We start from the raw sequence: 22,145 nt of genomic DNA, 5'->3' as shown, positions 1-22,145 counted from the left end.
GGAACCATCGGTTCCTCTGATAAAGCTCCCCTGCCCTGCCTGCATGACCGTCCCCCGGACGGGGCAACCTAGGATGTATCTGAAAACATCTCCCATTCTGCCCCAAAGCGCAGCTGCCTCTTTGGGGCGAAGGGTCCAGCATGTTTGCATTCTCAGATACACCCCAGCAGAAAAAGGAGGGCTGTTTCAACCTATGGAGAAGAAAAAGAAAAAGCACGCCGCCGAAGCTCCGGCGGACGAGGCACCTGCACCCGGCAGCGGCGAGGACACCGAGCGCCGGGCCTTTGAGCAAAGCCAGATTCAGGAGATGGGCACCGTCAACCTGACCAAAGGTCCCCACGCCATCCACTGCCTGACCGTGATCGGACAGATCGAGGGTCATGTGGAGGCCCCCCAGGGCCAGAAAACCACCAAATACGAGCACGTCATCCCCCAGCTGGTGGCCGTCCAGGAGGACCCCGCCATTGAGGGCCTTTTGGTTTTGCTCAACACGGTGGGCGGAGACGTGGAGGCCGGGCTGGCCCTGGCCGAGCTGATCGCCAGCCTGTCCAAGCCCACCGCCACCCTGGTGCTGGGGGGCGGGCATTCCATCGGCATTCCCCTGGCGGTGAGTGCCCAGCGCAGTTTTATTGTTCCCACCGCCACCATGACCGTCCACCCGGTCCGCCACTCCGGGATGATTCTGGGGGTACCCCAGACCATGCGCTGGTTTGAGCAGATGCAGGAGCGGATCACCGGCTTTGTCACCGGCCACAGCCGGATGACCGCCGACCGCTTCAACGAGCTGATGCTCCACACCGGGGAGCTGGTGCTGGACATGGGCACCGTGCTGGACGGCCGCCGCGCCGTGGAGGAGGGGCTCATCGACGAGCTGGGCGGTCTGTCCGACGCCATGCGCTGGCTCTACCGTCAGATCGAATCCTGACCGGGTTTTGGCCTCTGCCGCAGCGCAGAGGCTTTTTCTCTGCTTTCTTTTGGGAAGCAATTTGTCTTGTTTGGGTTAAAACCCATTGATTTTGTCTGTATAAGACAGAGGAATCCCACCAAAATTTAAAATTTTGTCAAAAACATTGACAAGGGTTTGACATTCTCAGCAAATGTCGTATACTTATAGAGAGAAATGTTTCCTTTTTCCTGCCAAGTTATCCAAAATTTCAGGTAAATGCAAGAGGAGGTCCTGCCATGAATCCGTCCGTCAAGGCTTCGGTACCGGTCATCCGGCGCCTGCCCAAATATTACCGCTATCTCCGAGCCCTGAAGGATGCCAACATCACCAGCATCTCTTCCCGAGAGCTGGCCGCCCAGATGGGCACCACCGCCTCCCAGGTCCGTCAGGACTTCAACTGCATCGGCGACGTCAACGGCCGCCAGGGCATCGGCTATTCGGTGGACAACCTGCTGGCCATTCTGGAAGGACTTCTGTTCGGCAACGGCGAGCGTCTGCCCGCCATCCTGTTTGGCTGCGGTCGTCTGGGCACCGCCGTCAGCAGCTTCATTGCCAACAACAACAACGGTTTCAGCCTGATTGCCGCCTTTGACGTCAAGCCCGAACTGATGGGCCAGACCATCAGCGGCATCCCCATCCGCCACCTGGACGATCTGGACGCCTTCTGCGCCGAGCATCACCCCCAGGTCGCGGTCCTCTGCCTGCCCCGCAGCGGCGCCGAGGAAATCAGCGGCCGGCTGGTTCAGCTGGGCATCCGGGGTTACTGGAACTTCTCCCACTACGACCTGTCGGTTCCCTTCCCGGACGCGGTGGTGGAGAACGTCCACCTGGGCGACAGCCTCATGAGTCTGGGCTACCGTCTGCGCAACGGGGACTGACCGCCCTTACTTTTTAAAGTCTCAAGTCAAAAGCCTTCGATTTTCTGCATCCAAGATTCTGCCCTGTCCGCCTGTGGCGGGCGGGGCGGCTTTGTGCATACAACGATTTTATAAAAAGGAATTCTATGGCTAAGTTATATTTCCGCTATGGCGCCATGAACAGCGGCAAGAGCACCGCCCTGATGCAGGTGGCCCACAACTACGAAGAACAGGGGATGCGGGTGCTGATCCTCAAACCCCAGGTGGACTCCAAGGGCGGCAGCGACCTGGTCAGCCGGCTGGGCGTTCGCCGGGCCGCCGACCTGCTGATCCTCCCCGGCGACGACGTCTTTGCTGCGGTGGAGGCCGACCGCGCCGCCCACGACGCGCCCCTGGCCTGCGTCCTGTGCGACGAGAGCCAGTTTTTCACCCCGGCCCAGGCGGAGCAGCTGTTTATGGTGACGGTGGACCTGGGAGTCCCCGTCATCTGCTACGGCCTGCGGAGTGATTTCTCCCTCAAGGGCTTCCCCGGCTCCACCCGTCTGATGGAGCTGGCCCACACCATCGAGGAGATGAAAACCATCTGCTCCTGCGGCCGCAAGGCCATCTGCAACGCCCGCAAGGTGGGCGGAAAGTTCGTCTTTGAGGGCGAACAGGTGGCCATCGACATGGAAAACGACGTCCAGTACGTCAGCATGTGCCCCCAGTGCTACTTCCGGGAGCGGCGGGCCTTTTATGCCGCCCGGCGGTAAAATCTTTCTCTTTGCGCCGTTCCAAAGCGAATTTTATTTGTCATCTTTTTCACAAGAATGGTTCTCTTTTCCGGCCCCTTCATTTCTGCCGTCCGGGCTGCCCCGGCGGCAAAGCGGAAGGGGCCCATCCTTTTCCAGGGCTGCCGGGAGGGCGAAAACCCGCTTTCCCGCACAAATTTTGCCCCCGGTTTACACTGCGCCGCAGCACGTTCCTGCGGCGTTTTATTTTGCCTTTTTCAACTGAAATACCAGTTGTATCCCGGGAAAGTCGCTAATATATCAGTATTTTCAAAAGCTCAGACCCCTTATTTCTGTCAAATTTGTACAAAGCCGTGTTGTGTACAAGTTGCACAACTTTTTGTGGCAAGTTTGGATATTTCGGCAAAGGGTCACAAACAGCCTTCCACAGCACAGCAAGATATGCGCGTTTTTGGCCGTAAATCCACAATTTGCGTCTTTCTTTTCGCGCAGTTTTTTGCCATCATAATTGTATACAAGGGGGTCCGGTAAAGCCCCTCTAGGAGTTTTGTGTTTTTCAATTTAGGAGGAGAAAAAATGAGCAACGCAATTTCTCGTCGTGACTTCCTGAAGGTTACGGGCGCTGTTGGCGCAGCCGGCCTGCTGGCAGCCTGCGGCGGCAACGGTTCTTCGACTGCCGCTTCCACCGCCACTTCTGTGGCCGCCCCCGCTGAGGGCGACGTCTCCCTGACCATCAGCTGGTGGGGCGGCGACACCCGTCACACTGCTTATCAGGAAGCCATCACCGCTTTCTCGGAGGAGCACACCAACATCACCGTCAGCCCCACCTTCGCTGCATGGTCCGGCTGGGAGGACACCATGTCCACCAAGTTCGCCGGCGGCGTGGCTGAGGATGTCTGCCAGGTCAACTGGAACTGGCTGTACAACTACTCCAGCAACGGCCAGACCTTCATTGATCTGAACACCGTTTCCGATTACATCGACCTGACCCAGTGGGATGAGGGCCCCCTGAACGCCTGCGTCGTCGCTGGCATGCAGCAGGCTGTCCCCGTCTCCATGACCGGCCGTATCTTCTTCTGGAACATGACCACCTTCAACAAGGCTGGCATCACCGAAGTTCCCAAGACTCTGGACGACCTGTACGCTGCAGGCGAGACTTTCCAGACCAAGCTGGGCGAGGATTACTACCCCCTGCACCTGGGCGGCTACGATCGTATGATCCTGACCGTCTTCTATCTGGAGTCCATCTATGGCAAGGATTGGGCTGATCCCTCCACCTCCACCCTGAACTACACCGCCGACGAGATCGCCGAGGGCCTGGACTTCATCAAGAGCCTGGTGGACAAGCACGTCATCATGCCCCTGCCCACCTACTACGGCAACAACGGTTCCACCGCTGCCAACCAGTCCAACGAGTGGATCACCGGCAAGCTGGCCGGCATCTTCGAGTGGGATTCCGCTGCTTCCAAGTACCGTGACGCTCTGGACACCGACAACCGCGACGGCTTCACCGTGGGCGAGGAGATCCAGTTCGGCGACTACAAGGGCGGCTTCACCAAGGTTTCCATGGGCCTGGCCATCACCAAGACCTGCCAGCACCCCGCCGAGGCTGCCATGCTGATCAACTTCCTGCTGAACGAAGAGGCTGGCGCTTCCATCATGGGTTCCGAGTGCGGCATTCCCGCTTCCAAGTCCGGCCTGGCTGCTGCTGAGGCTGCCGGCGCTGTGGACACCCTGGTCGAGGAGGCCAACAGCAAGGTTCTGGCCTTCTGCTCCTTCCAGCTGGATCCCCTGTTCGAGCACAACAACCTGAAGGCTGACGGCACTGGCATCTACCAGGAAGTCTTCGACACCATCGACTACGACGGTGCTTCGGGCGCAGACGTTGTGGACATCCTGCTGGACGGCATGGAGAGCGTCGGCTACACCATCAACGCCTAAAATTTACGCACAAAGGCTCCTTTTCTAAAAAAGCAGCCCTGCTGTGACAATGCCAAGCGGGGGTACCTGTTTCCCTCATCCGAAGCGGGTATCCCCTTTTTCAGGCCAAGGTCTAAGCTTTTTGCCTGATAGTTTTTCGGTTTGTTGGCATTTTTGCGGCAGGTTGCTGCATGATAACGTAAAATCCTGCCAAAAAGGAGGAATCCCTTGATGAAAGCCAACAATGCGCCTGCGGTCGGGCGCACACCCTTTCAGAAATGGTGCGACAAATACCAGGGCCTGTTCTATCTGATTCCGTGGATCATCGGCTTCGTGGTGTTCAAGGCCATTCCCTTCGGCCAGTCGCTGTTCTACAGCTTCACCGACATGAACTTCTTCTCGGGCATCAGCCAGTACGGCGTGATGAACTACGTGGATGCCTTCACCAACACCCGTATCACCAAGGCCCTGATCACCACCTTCCAGTACTCCTTCATCACGGTGCCCCTGAAGCTGATCTTCGCCCTGTTCATCGCTTACATCCTGAACTTCAACATCAAGTTCGTCAACGCCTTCCGTACCGCCTACTACATCCCCTCGATTCTGGGCGGCTCGGTGGCCATCGCCGTGCTGTGGCGCGCCGTCTTCCGTGACGACGGTCTGATCAACACCCTGATCAAGATGGTCACCTTCGGCGCTTTCGACGGCCCGTCCTGGCTGTCTGACCCCAGCTATGCCCTGTGGGTTATCTGCCTGCTGCGTATCTGGCAGTTCGGTTCGGCCATGGTGCTGTTCCTGGCCGCCCTGAAGGGCGTGCCCGCCGACCTGTACGAAGCCGCCACCATCGACGGCGCAGGCAAGTGGCGCCAGTTCTTCTCCATCACCGTCCCCATGATTACCCCCATCATCTTCTACAACCTGGTCACCCAGATCTGCCAGGCTTTCCAGGAGTTCAACGGACCCTACATCATCACGGGCGGCGGCCCCCGCAATTCCACTACCCTGATCTCCCTGCTGGTTTACCAGTACGCCTTCAAACAGAACGAAATGGGCATGGCCTCCGCTCTGGCCTGGATCATGTTCCTCATCGTCTGCGTGCTGACCATCATCGCCTTCACCAGCCAGAAGAAGTGGGTCTACTACTCGGACGAAAGGTAAGGTGAATGAGTATGGGAATGAAAGCTGCACATCGCATCGCTACCTTCTTCAAGTACTTCGTCCTGATTCTGGTGGGTCTGATTATGATCTATCCCCTGCTGTGGATGGTCAGCGCCACCTTCAAGGACAACAGTGAGATCTTCGCGGGCATCAGCCTGTGGGTCAAGAACCCCACGCTGGATGGTTACCGCAATGCTCTGAACGACTTCGGCGGCTCCATCAACATCCTGCAGGCCATGGTCAACACCTACAGCTACGTCCTGCCCAAGGTCATCTGCACGGTGGTCTCCTCCTGCATCGCCGCCTACGGCTTTGGCCGTTTCGACTTCCCCGGCCGGAAACTGATGTTCAGCGTCATGCTGGCCACCCTGTTCCTGCCCCAGGTGGTTCTGAACGTGCCCCAGTTCCTGCTGTACAACAGCTTCGGCTGGATCAACAGCCCCTTCTATCTGGCAATCTGGGTCCACACCGCTTTCGCGACCGAGACCTACTTTGTCTACCAGCTGATTCAGTTCATGCGCAACGTTCCCCGTGACCTGGACGAGGCTGCCGCCATCGACGGCTGCTCCTCCTTCCAGACCCTGTACCGGGTTATCGTCCCCATGCTGCTGCCCGCGCTGGTTTCCTGCGCGCTGTTCCAGTTCATGTGGAGCTGCAACGACTTCATGGGCCCGCTGCTCTACGTTTCCACCCCCGCCAAGTACCCCATGTCCCTCTTCGTCAAGCTGTCGATGGACGGTGATACCGGCTTCCAGTGGAACCGTATCCTGGCTCTGTCCCTGATCTCCATCCTGCCGCAGCTGATCGTCTTCTTCTGTGCACAGGACCAGTTCGTCGAGGGCATTTCCGCCGGCGCAGTCAAGGGCTAATCCCCCCGCGCCCGGTCACCTGACGACCCACTGAACAAAATCCCCTGTGCCGTGGTCATGGCACAGGGGACTTTTTGTTGGAACCCAAACGTTTTCACTTTTCGCCGCCCCGGTGCACCTTGCGGTACTGCACCGGACTGACCCCCACCTGTTCCCGGAACACCCGCCGGAAATGGGCGGTGGTGGAGAAGCCGGTCTGTTCGGCCACATGGTTGATCCGCAGGTCGGTGTTCTCCAGCAGGCGGCGGGCCTCCTCGATGCGGCGCACGTTGATGAAGTCCACGATGGACTGGCCCGTCACCCGGCGAAACAGCCGGCTCAGGTAGTAGGGCGACAGGTAAAACTGTGCCGCCACCCCGCTGAGGTTGAGTTTCTGGCTATAGTTGGCGTTGAGGTAGGCGCAGATCTTCTCGATGGTCTCGTTGCGCTGCTGGGACGCGCTGCCGCTCTCGTCGGCGGCCTCTTTGCCTACATAGTGGAGCAAAAGGGCCAGGTACAGCCGCCCGGGACAGTCCGGCTCCTGCCAGGCGCCGGCGGCCAGTTCCAGCAGGGTGCGCATCCGGCCCGACCACACCGGGTCTCCCAGCAGCACCACCGGCGCTTTGCTGTTGTCCAGCAGCTGGGCCTTTTGCACCTCGCTCATCATCTCCAGGGGAAACCGGCAGACCAGCAGTTCCGCAGGCCAGCCCCCCGCCGGCTCAAAGTCATAGTCCCGGCGGCCCAGCAGCAGGACGCTGTCCGGCCCGGCGCCTACGCCGTTGCCCGGGACCTGGTTCCAGTACAGCATTCCGCTGCCGCTCAGCACCATAACCAGACAGCCCTCGTTGCTGCTGGCGCTGGCCAGCCGGGCTGTCTGGGTGACCTGAATGGTCCGGACTTCCAGTTTGCCGTCCTGGCTGTTCTTTTTGCCGCCCGGGTCGTTTTTCATCTTGGGTTCCCCTTTCCTGTGTTGTTTTTTCTCATCATAACACACTTTGCCCACACGAAACAATAGTACAAGGATGATTTTCTATGAAACTGACATTGATTCGTTCCATGACCCGCAGCGCCGTCTTTGAGCTGGAGAACGGCCTGTGCTTCCGTCCGGCCGAGCCCTTCGCCGTTCTGCTGGACGGTCAGGAGGTCTACGATGCCTGCAACACCAACGTGTTCTCGGTCTACTCCCTTCTGCCCGGCCATCATTACACCCTCACCGTCCGGGCCAGCGGCGAGGAACTGACCCTGGACTTTGACACCCGGGCCGAGACCTTCTTTGTGGATGCGTCCCGGTACGGCCTGGCGGGCGACGGCGTCACCGACGACACCGCCAAACTGCAGGCCGCCCTGTCCACCTGCCCGGCCGGGGGCACCGTCTATCTGCCGGCGGGCCGCTACCGCTGCGCCAGCCTGTTCCTCAAGAGCCATACCACCCTCTATCTGGAAAAGGGCGCTGTGATTCTGGGCGACAACGACCGCACCCACTACCCCATTCTGCCGGGTGTGCTGCCCAGTGAGAACGAGGTGGACGAATACTATCTGACCGGCTGGGAGGGCAACCCCCTGGACAGCATGGCCAGCCTCATCAACGTCACCCAGGCGGAGGACGTCACCATCACCGGCCAGGGTGAGCTGGACGCCGACGCCCAGAACGGCGACTGGTGGCAGGACGCCAAAAAGAAAAAGATCGCCTGGCGTCCCCGGGTGGTCTCCATCACCGACAGCAAGTACGTGGTGCTCCACGGCGTGACGGTGAAGAACAGCTACTCCTGGACCATCCACCCCATGTTCTCCACCGGCCTGGATCTGCTGGACTTCAAGATCCGCAATCCCTATGACGCCCCCAACACCGACGGCATCGATCCCGAGAGCTGCGTCAACACCCGGATCATCGGCGTGGACATCCATGTGGGCGACGACTGCATCGCCATGAAGGCCAGCAAGGTCTTTCTGGGAATGAAGCTCCAGAAGAGCTGCAAACAGACCGTCATCCGCAACTGCCTGCTGGACAAGGGCCACGGCGGCATTGTCATCGGCAGCGAGATGTCGGGCGGCGTCAAGGATATGGTGGTGACCCAGTGCCTGATGGACCACACCGACCGGGGCCTGCGGGTCAAGACCCGCCGGGGCCGCGGCAAAACCGCCGTCATCGACGGGCTGGTGTTCCGCAATGTGGAGATGAAGGGCGTCAAGGCTCCCTTTGTCATCAACATGTTCTACTTCTGTGACCCCGACGGCCACAGCGATTACGTCCAGTGCCGCCAGGCCATGAAGGTGGACGACTACACCCCGCGGCTGGGCAGCCTGACCATGGAGAACATTGTGGCCACCGACGCCCAGTACGCCGGCTGCTACTTTGACGGCCTGCCTGAAATGCCCATCGGGGAAGTCATCATGAAGGACGTGAAGATCACCTTTGATCCCAACGCCGAAGCCGGCCAGGCCGCCATGGCGGACAACCGGCCCCTTGTCAAGAAACTGGCCATTTACGCCGAGAACGTGGAGAAGATCGAGCTGCACAACGTCCAGATCGAAGGATACGAGGGCGAGCGGCTCCAGTTTGCCAATGTAGGCAGCTTTGAGGAGGACTGACAACCATGACGCACCAGGAAATTCTGACCATGCTGGGGGAGTACGTTGACTATCTCATCGCCAACTCCAGCGCCGAAGCCCCCATGTGGAACATTGAGAAGGTCCGCAGCGGCCAGCCCAACAAGTGGAACTACATCGACGGCTGCATGATTACCGCCTGCCTGAGCCTGTACAACACCACCGGGGACAAAAAGTATCTGGACTTCTCCAAGGAGTTCATCGACTGGTTCGTCCAGCCCGACGGCTCCATCCTCACCTATGACCCCAAGGAGTACAACCTGGACAACGTGAATCAGGGCAAAAACCTGTTCATCCTCTACGACATCTTCGGCGAGGAGAAGTACCGCAAGGCCATCGACGTCATCGACAGCCAGCTGCAGACCCAGCCCCGCACCAAGGAGGGGAACTTCTGGCACAAGAACATCTACCCCTGGCAGGTGTGGCTGGACGGCGCCTACATGGCCCAGCCCTTCTACATGGAGTATGAGACCCGCTTCAACAAGATGAGCGGCTGCATCGACAGCTACCATCAGTTCATGAACATTCAGAAGTACATGCGGGACCCCAAGACCGGCCTGTACTACCACGGCTACGACGAGAGCCGCCAGATGTACTGGGCCAACCCGGTGACCGGCTGCAGCCCCAACTTCTGGCTGCGGGCCATGGGCTGGTTCATGGTGGCCATGGTGGACGTGCTGGAGCGGATGGATGAGCAGCTCTACAACGAGTACCGCGGCATCCAGGCCATGCTCAAGCAGACCATCGAGGACATCCACAAGTACCAGGACGAGGAGACCGGCATGTTCTGGCAGGTGATCGACCACGGCGGCGAGGAGGGCAACTATCTGGAAACCAGCGGCACCGCCCTGTTTGCCTACGCGGTCCTCAAAGGCGTCCGGCTGGGCCTGCTGCCCAAGCGGATGACCGCCTGGGCCGAGAAAGCCTTCTACGGCACCTGCGACAAGTACCTGTCCAAGAACCCGGACGGCAGCCTCCAGCTGGACGGCATCTGCCTGGTGGCCGGTCTGGGCGGCGCCCAGCACCGGGACGGCAGCCTGGCCTACTACTACAGTGAGCCGGTGGTCTGCAACGACGCCAAGGGCGTGGGCCCCCTGATCCTGGCCTACACCGAAATGATCGCCGAAAAGAACTAACCTATCCCATCTCCTAAAACAAAACACAAAACAAGACCCCCGGCCCCGATGGTTTTCCGTCGGGGCCGGGGGTCTGCTCTATCTCATTGCAAGGGGTTATTTCCGGTTTGTGCGCTCAGGAGACCGCTTCCACCATCGCCTCGTCGGGGTAACGGGTGTTTTCCCCTGCCGGGACCGCCTGGTCCGAGGGCTGCACGGTGTTGTCCGATGCAGAGACGCGGTCCGCCGGGGCGGTGCTGGCGGCAGAGTCTGGGCTGTTCTCCTGGTCCAGATTCTGGTCGTCGGTGGCCGGGTAGGCCTCCGCGGCCCATACCTCGGTCCGCTGGGCCATCTGGTCGGTGGACCAGGCCATCTTGGCGGGGGTGTCCAGGTTCAGTTCCAGGCTGGACTGACGGTCGGGGCTCACCCACTCGATATTCACCCGGTCGGGCAGCACGCCCTGGGCCCGGACGGCCTCCATCACACGGGCACAGTCGGCGGCAAAGGCCTCGGTGCCCTCATAGGGTCCATAGAGGTCGATATCCAGCCAGAACCGCACCCCGGCGCCGCCGATCTCCTCCAGAGTCCGGGGCGCATCTACCCCGAAACGGGTTTCCAGATAGGCTTCCACCCCGTTCAGCTCCACCTGATCCTCCAGGGCCTGGTAGAGGCTGCTCTCGTATGCCTCCCCCAGATCGTCCAGCTGGATGCGCTTGGTGGGGTTGGCCGTCTGCCAGAACAGGGGCAGCAGAGTCAGACAGAAGGCGCCGCCCATCAGCACCAGGCAGCCCAGCACCGCCAGGAAGTCGTATTTCCACCGGCCGGGATGGGAGGCACACCACAGCACCTCGGCGCCCAGGGCGATGAGGGCCACCGGCGCGCCGATTTTGACCACCAGCAGCCAGTTGAACACCGGCAGGAAGTAATAGCACAAAAAGCAGATGCCCACAGCAATCAGGCACAGGCCCAGGGTGACGCTGCCCACCCGGCGGATGCTGCGGCCGTCCTGGGGCCCAGGGGCGGAAGCCCTGGGCGGGGTATTGGGAGCCGGCCCGGCGGTGCCGGGGGCAGCCTCAGTTTTCTTCTCCGTCATGGCTTTCCTCCTCCTTGACGCCATACTCGCAGAACTCCTCCAGCTGATCGAAGGGGTCGGCCTGAGACGGCTTGTTCCGGGGACCGCGCACCAGCCAGATGCCCAGGGCAATCACGGCCAGGCAGATCACCACGGTGGGGACCTCATTCATAATGTTGTAGATCACACGAATGATCCAGCTGCTGTTGGTGTTCCAGTACAGTTCCCGCAGGAAGTCCATCACCAGCTCATCGTAGAGGGTGTAGACGCCCACCGCCACCAGGCACCAGCCAAACAGCTTGTGCCGGCGATGCAGCAGCTGATCCAGGGTCACATCGTGGCCCAGGTGGATCAGATAGTCATCCTCGGGGGGCATATTGGCGCTGAGCATGGCCCGGAGATTGAAGGTGTCGAAAAAGCTGTACATCCACGCCACGCAGCAGATGCACATGGCCGCCGCCACCAGCGGCTGAAACAGCGAACCGATAATCACGGCCACGCAGCAAATCCCGATCAGGGACAGGCCCCGTTTCATGTAACCCTGGTACATCTGCCCTGCGCCCGGGACAAAGGCAAAGCAGAAGGTAAAGAAACCGTTCTTTTTCATCGTTATCTCTCCCATCAGTTGGTAGTGTTCGCCTCATCGGCGGCGCCGGTCAGGGCATCCCAAAGGCTGCTGACCGCTTCATGGGCTCTGCGAGCCACAGAGGTTTTCTCTTCCGGCCGGGGCGGCTCGGTGTAATTGCTCTTGGGGGGCAGCTTAGACGCTGCCGGGGGATCAATCTGCTCCGGCACATAGGCTTCCAGCGAGGAAGCGTTCCGGGCCAGAATCAGCCCCAGGCTGCCGCCCCGCCAGAGGGTCAGCGCCAGCACCGCCGCCACGCCGGCCACCACCATGCGGCCATAGACGTTTTGCATCAGGCGGATCAGGATGGTGCGGCCCACCGGCCGGGACAAATCCCGCGCCGGCTGTTCCAGCGCGCTGCCGGTCAGCAGCGCCGTATAGCGGTCCAGGCACCGGTCGCAAAAGGACAGGTGTTCGGCGGCTTCCAGCCGTCCCAGTTCATCCAGCGTCCCGTCCAGCAGGGCCTGCAGCCCCTCGTCGGTCAGACATCCATCATCTCGAAATAGTTCCATCCTCGGTCCTCCTTTCCTGTTCGATCTCTTGCCGCAGGATTTTTTTCGCCCGCCAAAGCTGGGCGCTCAGCGTTGCTTCCGGCCGGCGGCAGATCCTGGCCGCCTCGGCCGGAGTATATCCCTCCAGCAAACACAGCCGGCAGGGGGTTTTATAGGGCTCCCGCAGATTCAAAATCTTTCGCTCCAGTTCGTCCATGCCTACGCCGGCCAGGGCTTTCGCCTCGGGGCCCTGGTCGGGTGGTGCGCCCGCCAGTGCCATCACTTCGTCGCCGGGGGTGCTCATCTTCCGCACCCAGCCGCTGCGCAGGTGGTCTTTCGCTTTGTTTGCAGCGATACGGGCCAGCCATTGTTTTTCGTAGCCTGCCGGGCACCGGTCTATGGCGCGCCAGGCGGCGAGGAAGGTGTCCTGCGCCAGGTCCTGGGCTGTATCTGCATCCTGGACCAGCTGGAAGCACACGGTATACACAAGCCCCTGATAGGTTTTTACCATGGATGTAAATTCCTGTGCTGTCATATCACTTCTTCCCCGCCTCCTTTCCTTTGGATCTGATGAACGGCCCGTTCTGTCTACTAATACGAGGGATGCCTTTAGTTTTTTTCAGATATCTCAAAAATTTTTTGCAGGCCCCCGGCCCAGCCGGGGCGTTCCGGCCGGCGACGCCCTCCATTTTAAATGTTTCTTCGTGTTTTTCCGATGGGATGCGTTCTAAAAATCTGGAAAACATTTCTTTTTCCCGCTGCAGAAAAACCCCGAGGGCAGGACGCCTTCGGGGCTTTGGTGTTGGTATGTATGCTTATTCCTGATAGGGCAGCGCGGGGCCGATGTCGGCGGTGCCGATGACCTTGACCCCTTCCCGCTCCATGACGGCGCGGATGGCGTCGGTCAGGCCGGCGCGGCCCAGCTTATCCTGGATGCAGCAAATCAGCTGCCCGTGAAGGCTGGCGATCTCAAAGCCCACCGACGCGCCGTCGGGGGGAACCCAGACTTCAAAATCCCGGATATAGTCGTTGAGGGCGGGGGGATAATCCCGGTCGGGGCCCAGCGGGTCTCCCAGATAGCTGATCCAGAAATCCGCCGGGAAGTTGCCCATGGTCTCGCCCATGCGGAACACCCGCTGCTTGATCCGCAGGGGCGCCTTGAGGGCGTCCACCCGGCAGACCCAGCCCATCATCTTGGCCATCTGGGTCAGCTGGGCCTCAGGCTGGAGGCTGGCGCGCAGGTTGGCGTCGATGTCGGCGGCGATGTCCGCCAGCCGCACCTCCGGGCCGGCGTCCACTCCATGGCGGAAGGAGGCCACACAGTTATAGAAGGCCTCGGGCACACCCAGAGTGCGGCGGGTATCGGTGGAATAGCAGTACTCCACCTTTTCCCGCTCCACAAAGGGCTGGATGGAGAGGCTGAGCAGACCCAGCAGGGCGCTGACCGGCTTGACGCCGCAGTTCAGGGCGGCATCCACCAGGCTCTGCTTGTCCAGCCGGATCATGGTCCGGCGCAGCTGGCTCTCCTGAACCGGCACCGGCTCGATCTCGGGCATTCCCTCCTCCCCCGAGGTGGGGTCATAGGCCAGCAGGGCCTGCATATCGTAGGCCGGAGCCGAACCCAGAGGCGGGCATGCAAAGCCGGTCTGATAGCGTCGGTTGCAGTACTCCATCAGGATGCGGGTCAGAAACCGGGTCACCCCGTGGCCGTCCGCCACAAAGTGATACCAGTCAAAAAAGATGGTGTCCCCTTCATAGGAGACGTTGAACAGATAGCCGCCGGTCTCCTCGGGCATGGCCCGCAGCTCATTGCCGGGGCAGATGGTAAAGGGCTGTTCGTTTTCTTCCAGCCGAACCTCCCGTTTGTCCCGGACCAGCTTCATCTTGAAGTAGTCCGCCTGTTCCAGGGCGGCGTCCACCGCTTCCTGAAGCAGCACAGGGTCCACGGCATCCCGCAGGGCGTACTGATACCGGCAGTAGATGGTCTTGGGGCGGTAAAAGTACATGGCTCCCTGCAGGAGATACTGGGATACGCGGGTGATGGTTTCCGTCATAAATCAGCCCACCCGTGTGCTCAGATAGTCAATCAGGTCGTTGATGGTGACAAAGCTGCGCAGCTCCTTCTCGGGGATGCGGATGCCGAAGGTCTCCTCCAGGTCGGCCACGATGGTCAGAATCTCCATCGAGGAGAGGTCCAGGTCGTCCATCAGGACGCTGTCCTCGTTCACCTCATCGGGGCTGATCTCGGCCACATCCTCCAGGATACCCACAATCTGTGCCATAATTTCGGTACGGTTCATAGTGATAACTTCCTTTCCATGTTTTCCTTTGATTGATTCCAAACGGCAGGCCCTGATAGTATTTCATCCAGGCCTGGACAGTATGCATTTCAGGTGCGCTGCAGCTTGCCTGCGGCGTTCCGGGGCAGGGGTTCTGCCGAGAAGTGGACCGACGAAATCCGCTTGTACAGGGGCAGGGTGCGGTTCATCTCGGTGACGTAGGCCTGGACATCGGCCTCCTTGGTCTGGCCGCCTTCGCCGCAGTAGACCAGAGCGCCGATCTTCCCGTTTTCTTCCCGGACCAGACTCTCGGTGACGGCCTCGCACTGGTTCAGCAGAGCTTCCAGCTCCTCGGGGCTGACGTTTTCGCCGCTGCCCAGGATGATGACGTTTTTCTTGCGGCCGGTGAGGAGCACAAAGCCCCGCTCATCGATGCGGGCCAGGTCGCCGGTGTGGAGCCAGCCGTCGGCGTCCAGCACCTCGGCGGTGCCTTCGGGGTTCTGGTAATAGCCCAGCATCAGGCATTCGCCCTTCAGGCACAGCTCGCCGTTTTCCAGCTTGTACTCCATGCAGGGGATGGTGTGGCCGGCGGCAATGTGCTTTTCGTCCTGGGCTTCATTGACCAGACCGCCGCTGCCGGTCTCGGTCATGCCGTAATTCTGAATAATGAGGATGCCGCGGCGGCTCAGGTCCAGCAGGGTTTCCCGGGAGAAGGATGCCGAGCTGCACATCAGAATCCAGAGCGGGCCGATTTTATCCCGGCGGTCCCGCAGGATGTCCCGGTGAAGCATTTCGGCAATGGAGGGCACCACCGCCACGGACTCACTGGGCATATCCGCCAGATCCCGGTAGAAACTCCGGGCGTCGCCCAGGTTGGTGGCGGCGCCGTACAGGGGCCAGTGGAGCAGGTTGGCATAGGCCGCGATATGGAACAGCGGCAGGGTGGAAAAATGGCTCAGGCGGAAGGTCTCCTCGGTATAGCCCATCTCCTTGGCCCGGGCCACCGCCGCCCGCCAGCTGCAGATGCTGTCGCGGCCGGTAATCATGATGGACCATTGGTTCAGCATGACGCCCTTGCTGCGGCCGGTGGTGCCCGAGGTAAACATAATCATCGAGAGGGCGTAGGGGTTGGCGGTCTCATGGAGTTCCGCCGGGTCGGCCCGGGTGCACTCCTCCAGAGGCAGCAGCCGGTCCCCCCATTCCTTCAGCAGCTGATCCCGCCAGGGGTAATTGTCCCCATCCCAGAGGATCACATCCGGCTTCACCAGATCCAGTTCGTAGCTCAGCTCCTCCCAGCGCTTGTGCTGGTTGAGGGGAATCTGGATGCTGTCCGCCGCCAGCAGGCCCAGAATGGCCACCGCATACCAGTAGCTGTTCTGGCCCAGAATGCAGACCTTGCGGCGCTGGGCGCCGCCCAGTTTTTCGTTGAGATAGCCCACGCAGCGGCGGATGTCCTTGGCATAGTCCCCAAAGGTCACCGTCACAATCTTCCCGTCGGCCCCGCGGTAGCGCAGGCCCGGACGGTCAGCGTAGATGTCCTCCATATTCTCGGTGATCAGGCGGTAGACGGTATCTACCAGATGTCCTTCAAATCCCATGGCTGTTCCCTCTTCTGGTTCGGCGGCTCAGCGCAGCAGCTTGCCTGCGGTGTTCCGGGGCAGGGGTTCTGCCGAGAAGTGCACCGCCGAAATCCGCTTGTACAGGGGCAGGGTGCGGTTCATCTCGGTGACGTAGGCCTGGACGTCGGCCTCTTTGGTCTGGCCGCCTTCGCCGCAGTAGACCAGAGCGCCGATCTTCCCGTTTTCTTCCCGGACCAGGCTCTCGGTGACGGCCTCGCACTGGTTCAGCAGAGCTTCCAGCTCCTCGGGGCTGACGTTTTCGCCGCTGCCCAGGATGATGACGTTTTTCTTGCGGCCGGTGAGGAATACAAAGCCCCGCTCATCGATGCGGGCCAGGTCGCCGGTGTGGAGCCAGCCGTCGGCGTCCAGCACCTCGGCGGTGCCCTCGGGGTCCTTATAGTAGCCCATCATGACCGAGTCGCCCCGGATGCACAGTTCGCCGTCCTCCAGCTTGTACTCCCGCTTGGGGTCGCACAGGCCCACCGAATGGATGTCGGCGGGGTCCTGGGAGTTGTTCCAGGTGCCGTCGCCCACTGTCTCGGTGAGGCCGTACATCTGGCAGATAAAGAAGCCCGCCTTTACCAGGTCGGACATGGTCTCGGCGTCCATGGAGGCAGCGCCGCAGGTCAGAGCCTTCAGGCTGCCCAGACGGTCCCGGCGGCCCCGCTTCACATCCCGATAGATGCTCTGCAGCAGGACCGGCACCACCGCCATCACCTCGCTGTCCATGGCGGCCAGGTCGCGGTAGAAGTGTTTCAGGTCGTTGCACAGGTTGACGGTGTTGCCCATGATGGCCCAGGAGATGGAACTGGTGAGGGCCGCCACATGGAACATGGGCAGGACCGAGAAGGAGCGGAACTTGCTGGTGTCCCAGCCGGTCTGCTTCTGGATGTCCTCAAAGGGCAGGCAGAAGAAGTCCATGGGGGCAAAGAGGTTCCGGTGGCTGATCATGACGCCCTTGCTGCGGCCGGTGGTGCCCGAGGTGAACAGAATCACCGACAAAGCGTCCACGTCCTCGCACTCGCTGCACCGCTCGCTCCACCGGGAGGTCTTGTAGCCGTCCATGGGCAGCAGCTTGTCGCCGTAGGTGGCGGTCAGAGCAGGTTCCCGCTCGGCAAACTCCCCGTCGTGCAGGATGTACGCCGGCTCCACCAGGTCGATCTCATACTGGATCTCGTCCCAGTTTTTCTGGAGGTTCAGGGGCACCAGCACCCCGCCGGCCAGCAGAACCGAAAGAAGATTGACCAGATAATCGTAGCCGTTGCGGGCCAGCAGGCAGACTTTCTGTCCCTTGATGTCGGGTTTGCGGTGGAGCAGCAGGCCCGCTGCCCGGCGGATGTCCTGGGCATACTGCCCATAGCAGATGCTCACCACGCCGCCCTTCGCTTCGTCGTAATACTGGATGGCCGTTTTCTCGGCCTGGTCGGCCTCCATATGGTTGACCAGCTGATAGACTGTCGAGATCATTGTCTCTCCTCCTGTCTGTGTGCCCGCCGCCCGGCCCGGGCCTTGGGCAAGATTGTACTTATTATATAGAATCCTCCACCCCATTGCAACCGGAATCCGACATTCTCCGCAGCGGGTCTCGACTTGTAATACAGGTATACCGAAAGGATACCACGTTCCCGTCCTGGTGTCAATGGCGGCCCGGGCCAAGGTTTTCTCCGTTCTCTCTATTTTTTGAAACATTTTTTATGTAAAATGGACAGCGGCCCCGCCCCGGCGCCCGGACGTTCCGCCGGGGGCCCAAGGCAGGCCGCACCTTGAGAAAGCCGCCTGCCGCCGTCCTTTTGACCCCGGCTGGAACGCCTTCCCTTGTGTAAATCTTTCCTTTCGCTTGGTCAGGACGAAATTTATGTTATAGTGGATTCCAGGCCGCCCGGCCACCCGGCTGCGAATCGCCTCAAAACCCGATTCAAATTGACAGCCGGAAGAAAAAGCATTATACTAGATTTGAACAATCTTTGTCTGAAAATCCGGGTATGATGTGTAGAACCTGCCAATCCTTCCTTTTTTCGCCGGGCCTGCTGGAAGGAATTTTATTTCTGCGAGGAGGACCCCTTTGATGAAAGGAACCAAAACGCGCACCGTCAACTCCCTCGGGATGTTTGACTTGTTCAAAGGCATAGGCATGGCAACCGTCATCTTTGTCCACACAGCGGAGGCGTATTCGCTGAATCTGGGCAGCGGGCTGTCGGTTTCCAGTTTTCTGCTCTTCATCTACCGCGAAGCCCTGATGTCGGCTTTCTACATCGCCAGCGGCTTCGGCTTCCGCAAGAGGTCGGTGGGCAAATGTGTCCAGCAGCAGCTGCGGGGCATCCTGCCGCCCTTTCTTTATACAGCGCTGGCCACATCAGGCTTTCATTTGATCCTGCACCACTACTGTTTCGGCTCCTGGCCGGCGGCCATCTCGGAAAGCCAAAAGGTGCTGGCGGGCTTTTTGCTGGGCCTGCCCCACACCTCCACCTATTTCGGTTTCAGCATCTTCTCCTGCGGGCCCATGTGGTACCTGCTGACCATGGCGGTGGGCTGGATCATTCTGGATATCCTGTTCAACGCCTTCCCCGAGCGGTACATACCCTGCGCCGTGGCGGTCACCGCCATTCTGGGCTGGGGTACCTGTCTGGTATGGGAGCTGCCCTTCTGCCTGTCCCAGGGCATGGCTGTGGTCCCCTACCTGTACATCGGCCACATCGCAAAGAAGCGCCGCTGGTTTGACCAGCCCCGTCTGACCTGGCTGTTCCCCTCCGCCATGGTGTGCATGGTGATCTCGGCCGTAGGCGCCCTGGTGTCCGGCACCACCGACAACATGTCCATGGGTGAATGGACCCTAGGCCCGGTGGGCATCTTCATCAACGGCATCATCGGCCTGTGGATCGTCAACCTGTTTGTCCGTCTCAGCGCACGGAGCGAGAACTTCCTGACCCACTTCCTGGAAGCGGTGGGCCGCCGTTCTCTGAACATTTTCTGTCTCCACACGGTGGAGCTGACCGCGGTGCCCTGGTATCTGTACGCCGCCCAGTTTGCTTCCAGCCCCATTGTGGGCCTGCTGTCCCAGTACGCCATCCGGTGTAGTTTCATTGCCCTGAGCTGCGTGCTGCTGGAGCTGCGCAAGCGGATCGTCCCGCCCCGGACCAAAAAGGCCCGGATGGAGCGCAGCCGGGCCCGTTTCCAGCGCTATGTGGCCCGCCACTGAGGCCGGCCCTCTCGGCGCCAAATCCTCCTGAAATCGAACATCCGTCGTTCCTGACTGTTTCTGCGGCAGGGCCTGCCCCTGGCCGCAGAATTTTTGCATGTCTCCAGACGGCCGGGCAGGGGTCCGGCTTTCCCTTCTGCGGCTTTTTATTCAGCAAAGTGATTCCCGGGCCGCCGGCCCGGATAGACTATGGATATGAGGTGAAGATTCATGCCCCCTGCAACCAAACAGACTCCGGAGGAGCAGATCGCTGAACTGAAAGAACAGCTCTCCCTCTCGGATCAAGGCGTGTCCAAGCTGGCACAGCGGTGCCTGGCGCTGGAGCAGCAGCTTGCCCAGCTGGAAAAGCACGAGTCCTACGACAACATGTCCCTGTTCCGCCTGACCCTTTACTACGACTGTGGCCTGGGCTTTTCGGAGCAAGACACCATTCCCGCGCCGGTGTCGGCCTACTCCGCCGCCAACCACACGGTATCGGCGGTCTTTGAGTTGCCGCGGGAGGCCAAGGCCATCCGTCTGGACCCCGGCGAGCTGCCCTGCTATGTGGTCGGAATGACGATTTCGGACGAGCGGATTCATGCCGCCCCCGTCACCGCCCTCTCCCTCGACGAGGAGAAAACCCTGTTTTTGAATGTGGACCCCCAGTTTTACGCGGAATGCCCGGAGCGTCTGCCTGCCGGAACCAAATTCTCGGTGTCCTACACCTACTACCCCCTTCAGCTGGGGGCCGACGACACCGTCTTTTTTGCCATGCGCCGGGGCATTGAGCAGGTCCAGGACCGGGCCGCCGCGGCCGCAGCCGCGGCCGACGAGCAGCGGGCCTTGGCTGAGAATTTCGGCGAACAGCTGGCCGGCCAGGAGCGCCGGGCCGCCCATCTGGAAGAACAGCTGGCGGCTGCCATCGCGGAAAAAGAACACTTCCGGGTCAGCTATGAAGCGGTGCTGTCCAGCGCCTGCTGGAAACTGACCGCCCCGCTCCGTGCCTTTCTGGGCCGCAAAAAATAAAGGGACGTCCAACGAGGTACCTTATGTTTTCCAGTTACAGTCAATTCCAGCAGTTCCAGCTGGCAAACCAGCCCTACCAGGACACCCAGCGCACCTGGTTGGCGGTCTATGCGCCGGGGCGCTGTGCGGCGCTGACCTGCAGCATGGAGCTGCAGCTCCACCGGAAATTCCGGCTGATCCAGAGCCTGGACGCCCTGCCCCAGGGTCTGGACGGCGTGGTGCTGGCGGCCGAAGATGTGGAATGCCTGAGCACCACCCTGACCTATTTTGCAGCCGCCCTGCAGGACGGCGCTGACCTGGCCTTCTGTGATGCGGTATTCGGCTTTGAAGGGGACACCCTGGTCTACCGCGCCGCCCATCAGCCCTCCGGCGCCAAGTGCGCCGTGGTCTCCCGGGATCTGCTGCTGCGTTGCCGGGCCCAGGCCCGGGACCCCGACGATCCCGCCTCTTTGCTGCGGCTGGCCTTCCGCCTGGCGGACAAGCCGGCCCACATTCCCCAGGCCCTGCTGCGCTACCGCCGGGAGCCCGACGCCTCCGACCTCTTTTCTGCCGAGGGCAAGCGGGCCCTGCTGCTGAGCCATGTGCTGGACATGACCGGCGCCCCCATCGTGCTGGTGAGCGCGGTGCCGGTCCTCCGCCAGATGGGCTATGAAGTGGTGGTGCTGGGCCCCGGAGACGGCGGTTCCCTGCCCCTGTTTGTGGAGGCGGGCGCCACCGTCATCACCCACCCCGACTGCGTCAGCTCCCCCATGCTGTGGGGGCTGGCCACCTCCGCCGACCTGGTGGTGGCCAACACCATTGTGGAAGTCAAGGCCATCCGCGCCCTGAACGGCGCGCCGGTGCCCATCCTCTGGTGGCTGCACGACGCCTTTGTGGGGTACGGGTATCTGTCCCACCTGATTCCCCGGACCCTGTCCTCCAACATTCGGGTCTGCGCGGTGGGCAGCCATGCCACCGCCGCCATGCACGAACACCGCCCCGACTTTGAAATCGGCCAGCTGATCTACGGCCTGCCCGACTACGCACAGGACGACTTCGAGCACTACGACATCAGCTTTGCGGGCGGTCTGCCCCTGCTGGTCAGCGTGGGCGCCTTTGAGATCCGGAAAGGCCAGGACCTGCTGGTCCAGGCCATCCGGATGCTGCCCGGCGAAACCCGGGCCAAAGCGGCCTTCCTCTTTGTGGGCAAGGGGGCCGACAAGCGGCTGCTGGCCGACGTCAAGCAGCTGGCGGCCGACTATCCTTCCAACGTCTTCTATGTCAACCGCCTCACCCGCGGGGAGATCAAGTCCCTGATGGATCAGTGCGCCTGCACCGTGTGCAGCTCCCGGGATGACCCCATGCCCACCTTTGTGACCGAGGGTTTGATCTTCGGCAAGCCGGGCATTGTCTCCGAACATACCGGCACCGCCGGCCTCATCACCGAGGGGGTGGACGGCTTCGTCTACCACAACGACAGCCCCGCCGAGCTGGCCGAGGCCATGACCAAGATGATCGAGAACCCCGGCCTCCCGGCCCGGATGGCGCCCGCCTGCCGCGCCCTCTACCAGCGGTATTATTCCAAGGAGGCCTTTGCCAACACCCTGCGGCAGCAGGTGGAGACCCTTTTGGCCCAGAGCCATCCCGCCGATCTGTAATATCTCATTTAAATATTACAAAAGTTACTCGCGTATATT

At 60.9% G+C, this 22,145-nt stretch carries 20 protein-coding genes; 11 read left to right on the top strand and 9 right to left on the bottom strand.

The window, feature by feature from the left end; genetic code table 11:
• Nucleotides 1–307: 307 nt before the first annotated feature.
• From B5E67_RS07695 to B5E67_RS07670, 6 genes are all read left to right on the top strand, one after another.
• Nucleotides 308–925, top strand: coding sequence for an ATP-dependent Clp protease proteolytic subunit (locus B5E67_RS07695; protein ID WP_242956876.1), 618 nt, complete (start codon nt 308–310; stop codon nt 923–925).
• A gap of 257 nt (nt 926–1,182) precedes the next feature.
• Nucleotides 1,183–1,824, top strand: a complete 642-nt coding sequence (locus B5E67_RS07690) for a redox-sensing transcriptional repressor Rex (protein WP_087246395.1) — start codon at nt 1,183–1,185, stop codon at nt 1,822–1,824.
• A 125-nt stretch (nt 1,825–1,949) separates the two neighbouring features.
• Nucleotides 1,950–2,555, top strand: a complete 606-nt coding sequence (locus tag B5E67_RS07685; RefSeq protein ID WP_087367277.1) for a thymidine kinase — start codon at nt 1,950–1,952, stop codon at nt 2,553–2,555.
• Between the two features lie 555 nt (nt 2,556–3,110).
• Complete coding sequence (locus B5E67_RS07680; RefSeq protein WP_087384494.1) at nt 3,111–4,475, top strand: extracellular solute-binding protein; 1,365 nt, start codon at nt 3,111–3,113, stop codon at nt 4,473–4,475.
• Nucleotides 4,476–4,685: 210 nt separating this feature from the next.
• On the top strand, nt 4,686–5,612 hold the full coding sequence (locus B5E67_RS07675; RefSeq protein ID WP_087246398.1) for a sugar ABC transporter permease: 927 nt from the start codon (nt 4,686–4,688) through the stop codon (nt 5,610–5,612).
• A gap of 11 nt (nt 5,613–5,623) precedes the next feature.
• A complete protein-coding gene (locus tag B5E67_RS07670) occupies nt 5,624–6,481 on the top strand; it encodes a carbohydrate ABC transporter permease (protein WP_087246447.1) in 858 nt (285 codons plus the stop codon).
• Nucleotides 6,482–6,575: 94 nt separating this feature from the next.
• Here B5E67_RS07670 and B5E67_RS07665 read toward each other — a convergent pair whose 3' ends face one another.
• Nucleotides 6,576–7,409: an AraC family transcriptional regulator gene (locus B5E67_RS07665; protein WP_242956874.1), complete on the bottom strand. Its 834-nt coding sequence runs from the start codon at nt 7,407–7,409 to the stop codon at nt 6,576–6,578.
• Between the two features lie 83 nt (nt 7,410–7,492).
• Here B5E67_RS07665 and B5E67_RS07660 point away from each other — a divergent pair, with 83 nt between their 5' ends.
• Entirely contained in the window at nt 7,493–9,049 is a 1,557-nt protein-coding gene (locus B5E67_RS07660) for a glycoside hydrolase family 28 protein (RefSeq protein ID WP_087246399.1), read from the top strand.
• Nucleotides 9,050–9,054: 5 nt separating this feature from the next.
• Nucleotides 9,055–10,203, top strand: coding sequence for a glycoside hydrolase family 88 protein (locus tag B5E67_RS07655; RefSeq protein ID WP_087246400.1), 1,149 nt, complete (start codon nt 9,055–9,057; stop codon nt 10,201–10,203).
• A gap of 115 nt (nt 10,204–10,318) precedes the next feature.
• Here the strand turns inward: B5E67_RS07655 and B5E67_RS07650 are convergent, their stop codons facing one another.
• From B5E67_RS07650 to B5E67_RS07615, 8 genes are all read right to left on the bottom strand, one after another.
• Nucleotides 10,319–11,275, bottom strand: a complete 957-nt coding sequence (locus tag B5E67_RS07650; RefSeq protein ID WP_087384492.1) for a hypothetical protein — start codon at nt 11,273–11,275, stop codon at nt 10,319–10,321.
• Nucleotides 11,256–11,861 carry a hypothetical protein gene (locus tag B5E67_RS07645; RefSeq protein ID WP_087384490.1) on the bottom strand — a complete coding sequence of 202 codons (606 nt, stop codon included), beginning with the start codon at nt 11,859–11,861 and terminating at the stop codon, nt 11,256–11,258. Before B5E67_RS07645 ends, B5E67_RS07650 begins: the two co-directional genes overlap by 20 nt.
• A gap of 14 nt (nt 11,862–11,875) precedes the next feature.
• On the bottom strand, nt 11,876–12,391 hold the full coding sequence (locus tag B5E67_RS07640; RefSeq protein ID WP_087384488.1) for a hypothetical protein: 516 nt from the start codon (nt 12,389–12,391) through the stop codon (nt 11,876–11,878).
• Nucleotides 12,372–12,905, bottom strand: coding sequence for an RNA polymerase sigma factor (locus tag B5E67_RS07635; RefSeq protein WP_242956872.1), 534 nt, complete (start codon nt 12,903–12,905; stop codon nt 12,372–12,374). Before B5E67_RS07635 ends, B5E67_RS07640 begins: the two co-directional genes overlap by 20 nt.
• A 280-nt stretch (nt 12,906–13,185) precedes the next feature.
• The gene (locus B5E67_RS07630) at nt 13,186–14,424 is read right to left on the bottom strand and encodes a hypothetical protein (protein ID WP_242956870.1); all 1,239 of its coding nucleotides are present in this window, start codon (nt 14,422–14,424) and stop codon (nt 13,186–13,188) included.
• A gap of 3 nt (nt 14,425–14,427) precedes the next feature.
• Nucleotides 14,428–14,670 (bottom strand): acyl carrier protein, encoded by a 243-nt coding sequence (locus tag B5E67_RS07625; RefSeq protein ID WP_087246405.1) that lies wholly within the window; start codon nt 14,668–14,670, stop codon nt 14,428–14,430.
• A gap of 89 nt (nt 14,671–14,759) precedes the next feature.
• Entirely contained in the window at nt 14,760–16,247 is a 1,488-nt protein-coding gene (locus tag B5E67_RS07620; protein ID WP_087384486.1) for a class I adenylate-forming enzyme family protein, read from the bottom strand.
• A gap of 27 nt (nt 16,248–16,274) precedes the next feature.
• Complete coding sequence (locus B5E67_RS07615; protein ID WP_204246535.1) at nt 16,275–17,735, bottom strand: class I adenylate-forming enzyme family protein; 1,461 nt, start codon at nt 17,733–17,735, stop codon at nt 16,275–16,277.
• Between the two features lie 598 nt (nt 17,736–18,333).
• On the opposite strand from B5E67_RS07615, the gene B5E67_RS07610 reads away from it, so the two are divergent.
• From B5E67_RS07610 to B5E67_RS07600, 3 genes are all read left to right on the top strand, one after another.
• Nucleotides 18,334–19,464: an acyltransferase family protein gene (locus tag B5E67_RS07610; RefSeq protein ID WP_204246534.1), complete on the top strand. Its 1,131-nt coding sequence runs from the start codon at nt 18,334–18,336 to the stop codon at nt 19,462–19,464.
• 210 nt (nt 19,465–19,674) lie between these two features.
• A complete protein-coding gene (locus B5E67_RS07605) occupies nt 19,675–20,469 on the top strand; it encodes a hypothetical protein (RefSeq protein ID WP_087367255.1) in 795 nt (264 codons plus the stop codon).
• Between the two features lie 23 nt (nt 20,470–20,492).
• Complete coding sequence (locus B5E67_RS07600) at nt 20,493–22,106, top strand: glycosyltransferase family 4 protein (protein ID WP_087384484.1); 1,614 nt, start codon at nt 20,493–20,495, stop codon at nt 22,104–22,106.
• Nucleotides 22,107–22,145: the final 39 nt, after the last annotated feature.

Origin of the sequence: Faecalibacterium sp. An122 (assembly GCF_002160895.1) — a bacterium.
Classification (GTDB): Bacteria; Bacillota; Clostridia; order Oscillospirales; family Ruminococcaceae; genus Faecalibacterium.
This window is presented reverse-complemented; position numbering and strand designations above follow the sequence as displayed.